This is a genomic window from Saccharomonospora iraqiensis subsp. iraqiensis (assembly GCF_000430445.1).
GTDB classification, from domain to species: Bacteria; Actinomycetota; Actinomycetes; order Mycobacteriales; family Pseudonocardiaceae; genus Saccharomonospora; species Saccharomonospora iraqiensis.
Genome location: NZ_KE387046.1, coordinates 3249 through 5255, shown reverse-complemented (window position 1 = coordinate 5255; position 2007 = coordinate 3249). Strand labels below are relative to the sequence as shown.

Below are 2007 nucleotides of genomic sequence, written 5' to 3'. Positions count from 1 at the left end.
TACCGGGTGGCGGACGGGGCGACGGTGCTCGACGTGCTGGACGTGCTGCGCGACCCGGACACGGCGCCGGCCGGGGCACCGTCGGGCACGCTCGCCGTGTTCGACCCGGTCGGGGACGCGACCGGTGTGGGGACGGCCGAACTGCTGGCCGCCCGGGGACACCCGGTCGCGCTCGTCACCCCGGACCAGGTGGTGGGCACGCAACTGGCCCTGACCGGCGACCTCGCCGACGCCAACGCCCGGCTGGCCCGTACCGGGTGGCGGACGGGGCGACGGTGCTCGACGTGCTGGACGTGCTGCGCGACCCGGACACGGCGCCGGCCGGGGCACCGTCGGGCACGCTCGCCGTGTTCGACCCGGTCGGGGACGCGACCGGTGTGGGGACGGCCGAACTGCTGGCCGCCCGGGGACACCCGGTCGCGCTCGTCACCCCGGACCAGGTGGTGGGCACGCAACTGGCCCTGACCGGCGACCTCGCCGACGCCAACGCCCGGCTGCAACGGGCGGGGGTGCGGTCGCTGCGGTGGAGCGCGTTGCGCGAGGTCCACCCGGGCCGGATCGTGCTCACCGACGTGCACACCGCGGCGCGCACGGACGTCGACGCGGCCGCCGTCATCCACTGTGGACACCGTGTGCCGGACGGGGCCCTGCCCGCCGACACCGGGGTGGTGCCCGCGGGCGACCGTGTCGCCCCGCGGACGGTGCACGAGGCCGTCCTGGAGGGACGGCGGGCCGCACTCGCCGTGTCCGCGACTCCCGCCTCCGGTGCGGCCCGGACCACCGGCGTCGCCCCGGCCGGGGTGGAGGTGGTGGCCCGGTGAGTACCGCGTCCCGCTACCGGCACCTGTTCACCCCGCTGCGCCTGGGGCCGGTGACCGTGGCCAACCGGGTGGTGTTCTCGGCGCACCTGACGAACTACGCCGTCGACGGACTGCCCAGCGCACAGCACGCCGCCTACTACGCGGCCCGCGCGGCGGGCGGCACCGGGCTGATCATCACCGAGGAACACTCCACGCACCCGACGGACTGGCCGTACGAGAAACTGATCCACGGGTTCCGCCCCGAGGTGATCTCCGGGTACCGCCGGATCACCGAGGCCGTGCACGCGCACGGGGTGCCGATCTTCGCCCAGCTCAACCACAACGGCGGCCAGGCGTCGGGCATGTACTCGCGGCTGCCGGTGTGGGCGCCGTCGCCGGTGCCGGACCCGATGTTCCGGGAGGTCCCGCACGCGGTGACGCACGCCGAGATCGACGAGATCGTCGCCGGGTACGCCACCGTGGCGCGGCACTGCCGCGAGGGCGGCTTCGACGGGGTCGAATTGCAGTGTTCGCACTCCTCGATCGTGCGCGGGTTCCTCTCCCCCGCCACCAACGTGCGCACCGACGACTACGGCGGCCCGTTGGAGAACCGGGCGCGGCTGCTGCTGCGGCTGGTCGACGCCGTCCGCGCGGCGATCGGCGACGACCTGGCGCTCGGGGTGCGGCTGTGCGGCGACGAACTGATCGAGGACGGCACCACCGTCGACGACGCCGTGCGGGTGGCCCGGTGGGTCGAGGACAGCGGAAAGGTCGACTACCTCAACACCTCGATCGGCGTGGCCACCTCGACGCTGCACATGATCGAGGCGTCCATGAGCGTTCCCCCCGGCTACGCCCTGTTCATCCCCAGCGCGCTGCGCAAGGAGGTGGACCTGCCGGTGGTGGGGGTCGGCCGGTTCAAGGACCCGGTACAGGCCGACCGCGCACTCGCCGACGGGCACGCCGACCTGATCGGCGTGGTGCGCGGGCAGATCGCCGACGCGGACTTCGTCGCCAAGGCCCGGGCCGGGCACCCGGAGCGGATCCGCACCTGCCTGTCGTGCAACCAGGAGTGCGTGGGCCGGATGGGGCTCAACCGCTGGCTCGGCTGCATCGAGAACCCCCGCACCGGACGGGAGTCGGAACCCGACGCGCCGTCCGACGAAACGTCCGGCGGTGTAGCCGGCGCGGCCTCCGGGGACACGCG

Annotated in this window: 2 protein-coding genes; both read left to right on the top strand. The window is 74.5% G+C overall.

What is annotated here, in order from left to right:
* The first annotated feature begins 257 nt into the window (after nt 1-257).
* Nucleotides 258-821, top strand: coding sequence for a hypothetical protein (locus ACTIR_RS0103560; RefSeq protein ID WP_026453249.1), 564 nt, complete (start codon nt 258-260; stop codon nt 819-821).
* Nucleotides 818-2007, top strand: a 1190-nt coding sequence (locus ACTIR_RS21475) for an oxidoreductase (RefSeq protein ID WP_459166181.1), incomplete at its 3' end; no start/stop codon positions are given. The genes ACTIR_RS0103560 and ACTIR_RS21475, both read left to right, overlap by 4 nt.